Origin of the sequence: Pseudomonas sp. P9_31 (assembly GCF_034008235.1) — a bacterium.
GTDB lineage: Bacteria > Pseudomonadota > Gammaproteobacteria > Pseudomonadales > Pseudomonadaceae > Aquipseudomonas.
The window spans coordinates 2093759-2100616 of the sequence record NZ_CP125375.1 but is presented as its reverse complement, the minus strand read 5'-3'; the positions used below and the strand labels follow the sequence as shown (position 1 = coordinate 2100616).

Annotated in this window: 7 protein-coding genes; 4 read left to right on the top strand and 3 right to left on the bottom strand. The window is 59.6% G+C overall.

The genetic code is table 11. The annotated features are described in order from the left end of the window. Positions 1-319: 319 nt before the first annotated feature. Positions 320-1057, bottom strand: a complete 738-nt coding sequence (locus tag QMK51_RS09565) for a thioesterase II family protein (protein ID WP_258699888.1) — start codon at positions 1055-1057, stop codon at positions 320-322. 141 nt (positions 1058-1198) lie between these two features. Here QMK51_RS09565 and QMK51_RS09560 point away from each other — a divergent pair, with 141 nt between their 5' ends. Further along, a complete protein-coding gene (locus tag QMK51_RS09560; protein WP_320393859.1) occupies positions 1199-2332 on the top strand; it encodes a cupin-like domain-containing protein in 1134 nt (377 codons plus the stop codon). A 159-nt stretch (positions 2333-2491) separates the two neighbouring features. Here the strand turns inward: QMK51_RS09560 and QMK51_RS09555 are convergent, their stop codons facing one another. Continuing rightward, positions 2492-2866: a DUF6124 family protein gene (locus QMK51_RS09555; protein ID WP_320393858.1), complete on the bottom strand. Its 375-nt coding sequence runs from the start codon at positions 2864-2866 to the stop codon at positions 2492-2494. A 686-nt stretch (positions 2867-3552) separates the two neighbouring features. On the opposite strand from QMK51_RS09555, the gene QMK51_RS09550 reads away from it, so the two are divergent. Beyond that, positions 3553-3942 (top strand): hypothetical protein, encoded by a 390-nt coding sequence (locus QMK51_RS09550; protein ID WP_007933140.1) that lies wholly within the window; start codon positions 3553-3555, stop codon positions 3940-3942. A 12-nt stretch (positions 3943-3954) separates the two neighbouring features. Then, positions 3955-4587 (top strand): BRCT domain-containing protein, encoded by a 633-nt coding sequence (locus tag QMK51_RS09545; protein WP_320393857.1) that lies wholly within the window; start codon positions 3955-3957, stop codon positions 4585-4587. Positions 4588-4626: 39 nt separating this feature from the next. Here QMK51_RS09545 and QMK51_RS09540 read toward each other — a convergent pair whose 3' ends face one another. Next, positions 4627-5619 (bottom strand): GlxA family transcriptional regulator, encoded by a 993-nt coding sequence (locus tag QMK51_RS09540; protein ID WP_320393856.1) that lies wholly within the window; start codon positions 5617-5619, stop codon positions 4627-4629. A 90-nt stretch (positions 5620-5709) separates the two neighbouring features. Between QMK51_RS09540 and inhA the strand changes: the two genes are divergently transcribed. Continuing rightward, positions 5710-6396 carry an isonitrile hydratase gene (inhA, locus tag QMK51_RS09535; RefSeq protein WP_320393855.1) on the top strand — a complete coding sequence of 229 codons (687 nt, stop codon included), beginning with the start codon at positions 5710-5712 and terminating at the stop codon, positions 6394-6396. The last annotated feature ends 462 nt before the right edge of the window (positions 6397-6858 follow it).

Below are 6858 nucleotides of genomic sequence, written 5' to 3'. Positions count from 1 at the left end.
TTCTTAGCATCCGGATCAGTAGGCAGGAAGCACAAAGGCACGTCGTCCCTATAAAACGAATGCAGACCGGAAAAATTAGCGTTTGAGAACAAGTATCAGGAAGGAAGGTCGAAGCGGCTGGAATCGGCGGTGCGGCGAAGAAATGACGGCCGAACACAGACCTGTGGCGAGGGAGCTTGCTCCCGCTCGGCTGCGCAGCAGTCGTAAACCGGCGAATGCGGTATTCCTGACACAGCGAGGTCGCAGGTTTTAGGGTCGCTTCGCAACCCAGCGGGAGCAAGCTCCCTCGCCACAGAGATCACCAAACTGGAGCATCGTGTTAACCGACAGCCGCCAAGGCATGCCGCCGATGATGAACCTCCAGCTGATCCTTGATCACCCGCAGCACCTTGGCTTCATGCTCATGAATGAAGAAGTGCCCGCCGGCCAGCATGTCCACCGAAAAGCTGCCATGGGTTTCCTTGCTCCAGCCGATCAACTGCTCGGTGGTGGCCTTGTCGGACTTGCCACCCAGCACGTGCACCGGGCACTTGAGCAATGGCCGCTGCACCGGCTGAAAACGTCCGCACAGCAGAAAGTCCGCGCGCAGAATCGGCAGTGTCAGGCTCATCAGCTCTTCATTGGCCAGCACCTCTTCGCGGGTGCCATTGAGTGTTCGCAGCTGCTCGATCAACTGCGCATCGGTTTTCGGTTCGGCAAAGCCACGGTCGTAGTCGGCCCGCATCGTGGGCGCCGCCGTTCCCGAGGCAAACAGCGCCACCGGTTCCGGGCAGCCCAGCTCACGAAAGGCGTGGGCCATCTCGCATGCCAGCAAGGCCCCCAGGCTATGACCAAACAAGGCGTAGGGCGCCTTGAGCGTCGAACTCAGCTCCCTGGCCAATTGCATCGCCAGTGCGCGCATGTCGGTGTGCAGCGGTTCGCCGAACCGTGCGCCCCGCCCCGGCAGCTCTACCAGCTGCAGCTGCAACCACTGCGGCAATTTGCGCCGCCAGCGGCTGTAGACCATGGCACTGGCGCCAGAATACGGCAGGCACAGCAGGGTCAGCTTGGTCACCACGTTTACCTCAAAAAGTCGTCTGTAAGGGAGGACGGCCCGCAAGCGGCGAAAATTAGTCAGCGCCGGTTAAATTTCCGTTGCAGGTGCTCGTCCCTTGTTCAGACTAAAAACAGCTCAGACCGACCAACAAGGGGCATCGCCGTGGACCTGCAGACCATCCTGGGCAAACTGTTTGCCAATGCCGGTGCCGTCGGCATCGAAGGGGTTTTTCAATTCGTGTTCGGCCCGCACCAGGCGTACTGGTCCGAGGTCAAGGCCAGCAGCCGCACCGCAGCCGGCCGACATGCCAGCCCCGACGTGACCATCGAAGTCGCGGAAAAGGATTTTCTCGGGATCATGGGCGGCATCGCCAACGTCGAGGAGCTGTTCGCCAGCGGCCGCTTGAAAATCGGCGGCAACATGGGCCTGGCGACGATGCTGCCGCAGATCATCGATCACGCCCGCCATGGTGGCGGCGTGATGGAAAAGGTCGACATGAACAAGCGTTACCCGACCCCGCCGCGTTTCAGCGAAAAGGTCTCTGCGAGCCTGCCGCCCCAACGCGCGGTGGAGCGCCGGCCACGCAGCGAGCTGTCGGTGCTGGAGTTCGAGACACGCTATCTGCCCCACGGCATTGCGCTGGTGATCAGCGATGCCCTGCAAGACTGGCCCCTGTTCAAGCTCAGCCGCGAAGAGTCACTGGTGCATTTCGCCGAACTGCAAGGCATCACCCGCCACGGCGATTACGTGAAGAAAACCTTCTCTACTGAACGGGATTTCCGCTCCACCTCCATGGCCGAGTTCATCGCCTCCCTGGACACCCCGGCGGTTAAAAGCACCGATGGCGAACCACCGGCTTACATGGGCAACAACATCCTGCCCGCGCAGTTGATGGAGCAGATCAAGTACCCGCCCTATTTCGATCAAGCGCTGTTCATCCCGCCACGCATCTGGATCGGCCCCAAAGGCACGCTGACACCGCTGCATCGCGACGATACCGACAACCTGTTCGCTCAAGTCTGGGGCCAGAAAACCTTCACCCTCGCCGCGCCCCATCACCGCGAAGCCCTCGGCACCTGGTCGACGGCTCCCCAGGGCGGGCTCGACGGTTGTGATTTCAACCCGGATGCGCCGGATTACCAGCGCTTCCCCGGCGCGCAAGACGTGACGTTTCTGCAGGTGACCCTGGAGGCCGGCGACCTGCTGTTTCTACCCGAAGGCTGGTTCCATCAGGTGGAGTCGGTCTCGACGTCGTTGTCGGTGAATTTCTGGGTGAATTCGGGAAGAGGCTGGTAACCGACATCCCTTGTGGGAGCAAGCCCTGCATTGCCCCGGTTATTTGTGCCCGACACATTACCCCTGTGGGAGCGAGCCTGCTCGCGATGACGATTGGTCATTCAACATTGATGTCGACTGACACACCGCTTTCGCGAGCAGGCTCGCTCCCACAATGGATCAGCTGTGTGGCGCAGGCTTCGGCACGTCGACGTTATCCAGCACTCGATTCACCGCCAGCTCGGCCAGCATGATGACCTGCTGAATCGCCAGGAGCGTATGCCGCTGCGGGGCATCGACATACGCGGCAATGTCGCTGGTCATGACGCTGGCTGAGGCCAGTGATTCGCAGACATGAGCGAGCAGGCTTTCGTTGTCCATGTCCGGCGCAACCAGAAACATCTTGCTTGGCTTGCGGCCTTCGGGTTGTTTGGGCGGTGGCTTGAGGTAGTGGTCGAGCGCGCGTTCGGCGGCGTCGTGGAGTTTTTTCGAATCGAGGGATTCGTAGGGGGAAACGTTGTCGGTTTCTGGGGGATTGGGACTGTCTTTTATCATGGTGTAACTCCTGACATTCATGAAGCTCACCGCCGTCGTGACCAAACGATGGGTGGTGGGCGGTACGCAGGTTGGTCAACCGGGAAGTCAGGCACCCGGCGCACTCGAAAGTGCCCCGCGCACAGCCCACCGCGAAGCATACCGACAAGCACAAGAAAAAGCGCCGACATGCTCACGTTGACGCTTGCACGCCTGACATTGCACGGGTGACCAAACCCGGTCGCTGAATTTGCAGCAACCCCCAAAGCCTATCGGCTCCCTTTCCTAACCTACAACCGCCAAAACTCGTCAGAAATATCCACATTTACGACACTTTTTGTAGGATCAAGGCTTACCCGCGATGAACTTAAACACACTCTGCCTGATAGAGCTGACCTCCTGTGGCGAGGGAGCTTGCCCCTGTTGGGGCGCGCAGCGGCCCTGAAATCCACAACCACATTCCACCAGAAGCACCGTATTTACTGGCTTAACGACCGCTGCGCGGCCGAACGGGGGCAAGCCCCCTCACCACAGGATCGTGTAGGGCAAACACCTACATTTACTAAACAAACCCACCCAATCAACACGCAGTCACTCATTCCTACATCCGGAAATACCTTGTTGCCAGCGCCTACATCCATCCCTACCATCCACGCTCAACGGGTACAGCGGAGCTGTCCAACAAAACCCGAATTCAAGGAACCAGAATGACTCAGCGCATCCATCGCAGCATCGATACCCCACTCCGATCAGGCCTGAACCGGACTGAACTGTGGGAGGGCCACGACAAAGGCCTGATCAAATGCTGGGAAATCGGCCGCCAACGCGCCGCCCGCTTCCCCGACCTCGCCCACCAATGCCTGACCGGCGAACTCCCGGTGCTGGGCTGGAAAGGTGGCGTCAGCCGCAGCCTGAAGAAACTCGAAAAATACGGATCCCTCAAATACCTCGCCCAATGGCAGGGGTTGCGCGGGGAAGATCTGGATATTGATCTGAGCGCAGAACGGGCGTTGACCTGTTCCAGGACCAAAATGGTGGTGACGTTTACGCCGGATCGGTCGAAGTACTTCAATCAGGTGGCAGACGTGGAAGCTTAAGGAGCAGAACGCTTGGTCGACCTACATCAGGAATTTCAAAACAGCGGTTTCTTCCACGAAGCCCGGATTGATCGACGCTCGGCTGACGCACTGGTGGGAATCGCCGCCGGGCTCGCTGCCGACGGTACGATCAACCAGCAGGAAGCCGAGTTTCTAAAGACCTGGATCGAAACCCATTTGATCCATCTCGGCGACCCGGTGGTGAATATCCTCTACAAACGCCTCGCCGGCATGCTGAGCGACGGCGTGCTTGATGCCGAGGAGTCTGGCGAACTACTGGAGATGCTTCACCAGTTCGCAGGCCTGCCGATTGGTTCTGCCCAAACGTTCACTGCGCCGACCAGCCTTCCTCTCGACAACCCGGCGCCCTCTTTAAGTTGGGCTGACCGAGTGTTCCTGTTTACCGGGATCATGGCTTACGGTCCGCGCAAGGAGTGCGAATCACTGATTATTGAACGTGGTGGGCTTATCGGCGGATCCGTCAGCAAGAAGATCCACTATTTAGTGGTAGGCAGCATCGGCAATGATCAATGGCTGCATAGCACTTACGGGACCAAGATCAAAAGAGCGGTCGAACTGAGAGAAAGTGGTGTGCCGATAGCGATCATCAGTGAAGAATATTGGCAAAAGGTGCTGTTCGGATAACCCATTACAGCCCTATGGAGTGTCGAATGAACAAGACCCTCAAGGCAATACTGGATCTGCTGGAGCGCTGACGGAAAAACGCTCTCGATACGCCTGCGGCGTCACCCCCATCGCCCGCAGAAAACTGCGGCGCAAGGTTTCTTCACTGCCAAACCCGCATTGCACCGCGACCCGCTTGATCGGTACACCGGTGTCGCTGAGCAGCCGTCGCGCGGTCTCGACCCGAATAAGCTCGATGGCCCGGGCCGGGGTCTGGCCGGTGTCGGCGCGGTAATGACGGACGAAGCTGCGTTCGCTCATGCCGGCCTGCAAGGCCAAGGTCGGGATGCCGAGGTCCTTGGTGAGGTTTTCGCTGATCCAGGCGTGAAGTTCGTCGAAACGATTACCTTCTTTCTGCAAAGACAAGGTCACGCTGAACTGCGACTGGCCACCCGGACGCTTGAGAAACACCACCAATTGCCGGGCGACGTCCAGGGCCATGGTTCGGCCAAGGTCTTCTTCGACCATGGCCAGGGCCAGGTCAATGCCGGCGGTGACCCCAGCCGAGGTCCAGACCGGGCCGTCGTTGATGAAGATTGGGTTGGGTTCGACCTGAAGTTTGGGATGCTGCTGCGCCAATTGCTCGCAACGGGTCCAGTGCGTCACCACCCGCCGACCGTCGAGCCAGCCGCTGGCCGCCAGCAAAAACGCCCCGGTGCACACCGACGCCACCCGTCGGCACTCCATCGCATGCTCACGCACCCACGCCACCAGCGACTCATCCTGCGCCGCCGCGTAAACGCCCCAGCCACCGGCAATGATCAAGGTGTCGCTGCCCCGATCCGGCAGCGGCTCCGCCAACAGCGCCAACCCCGCCGACGACATCACTGCCCCGCCACCACTGGCAATCACCGACGGCGCATAGGGCGGCGGCAAACCTTGCTGGCGGGCAATGTCGTTGGCCGAGGCAAACACCTGCAACGGCCCGGTAACGTCGAGCAGTTGCACGTTGGCAAAGGCCTGCACATGAATGGTTTTCGGGTTGTTCGGCATATTTGGCGTAATTCGTGGGGTTATTGGCGTATACGCCAGATCCTACGAGCCTACAGTGAAGCCGTCCACCCCAATCAGGAGAAAAACGCCATGACGTTGCAGATCGGATTTTTGTTGTTTCCACAGCTCCAACAACTGGACCTGACCGGCCCTTATGACGTGCTGGCCTCGTTGCCGGATGTGAAGGTGCATCTGATCTGGAAGAATCTGGTGCCAGTCACCGCGAGTACCGGGCTGGTGTTGAAACCGACCATCAGCTTCGACGACTGCCCGCCGCTGGATGTGATCTGCATTCCCGGCGGCACCGGCGTCGGGCCATTGATGGAGGATGACCAAACCCTGGCCTTCATCAAGACTCAGGCTGCCACGGCGCGGTATGTCACCTCGGTCTGCACCGGCGCGCTGGTGCTTGGCGCAGCAGGGTTGCTCAAGGGCAAACGCGCCACCACGCACTGGGCGTATCACGAATTGCTCGGGCGTTTGGGGGCGATTCCGGTGAAGGATCGAGTGGTGCGCGACGGCAATCTGCTGACCGGCGGCGGGATCACGGCGGGGATCGATTTCGCCCTGACCCTGGCGGCTGAACTGTTCGATGAAGACACGGCGCAACTGGTGCAACTGCAGCTGGAATACGCCCCGGCACCGCCGTTTGCTTCGGGCAGCCCTGAGACAGCGCCAGTCAGCGTGCTGGAGGAAGCCCGCAAACGCGTTGCCGCGTCGCTGAAATTGCGCTCGGAAATCACCGAACGTGCAGCGGCGAAACTCGACTGCCGGTGAAAGAAATGGCTGCGGGAACCAAGGTCCCCGCAGCCAGTCACTCTCAGATGCCGCGGTGTTTCAGGCATACCGTGCTTGTGGGGTCTACGACTGCTGCGCAGCCTTCGGCTGCAGCTACAGGAGATCTGGATTCAGTGTTCTGCAGACGAAAAAAAACCCGCCTAAGCGGGTTTCTCAAGACCATTGCGACATCCTGTCGGCAGCCATCCTGGCGTATGGTCGATCATCCGTGATCCTGAGCACGTCCTGTGCTTCAGTTGATGGATCCAGATTAACCCCATCGGTGAAGCCTCAAAAGACGACATACCAGCGGCTCCGTGTAAGCCATTGACCACTCAGCGCCTGAAACCGCCCTTGTAGCAACTTGCAGTTTTCTGTAGCCGAAAAAAAACCCGCCGAAGCGGGTTTTTCCCAAGACCATATCGACTCCCTGTCGGCAGCAATCCTTGCTTATGGTCGATC

What these genes read in the sequence shown, in the direction of transcription:
- QMK51_RS09540 (WP_320393856.1), bottom strand. Translation starts at nt 5,619, where the DNA reads ATGCCGAACAACCCGAAAACCATTCATGTGCAGGCCTTTGCCAACGTG.
- inhA (WP_320393855.1), top strand. Translation starts at nt 5,710, where the DNA reads ATGACGTTGCAGATCGGATTTTTGTTGTTTCCACAGCTCCAACAACTG.
- QMK51_RS09550 (WP_007933140.1), top strand. Translation starts at nt 3,553, where the DNA reads ATGACTCAGCGCATCCATCGCAGCATCGATACCCCACTCCGATCAGGC.
- QMK51_RS09555 (WP_320393858.1), bottom strand. Translation starts at nt 2,866, where the DNA reads ATGATAAAAGACAGTCCCAATCCCCCAGAAACCGACAACGTTTCCCCC.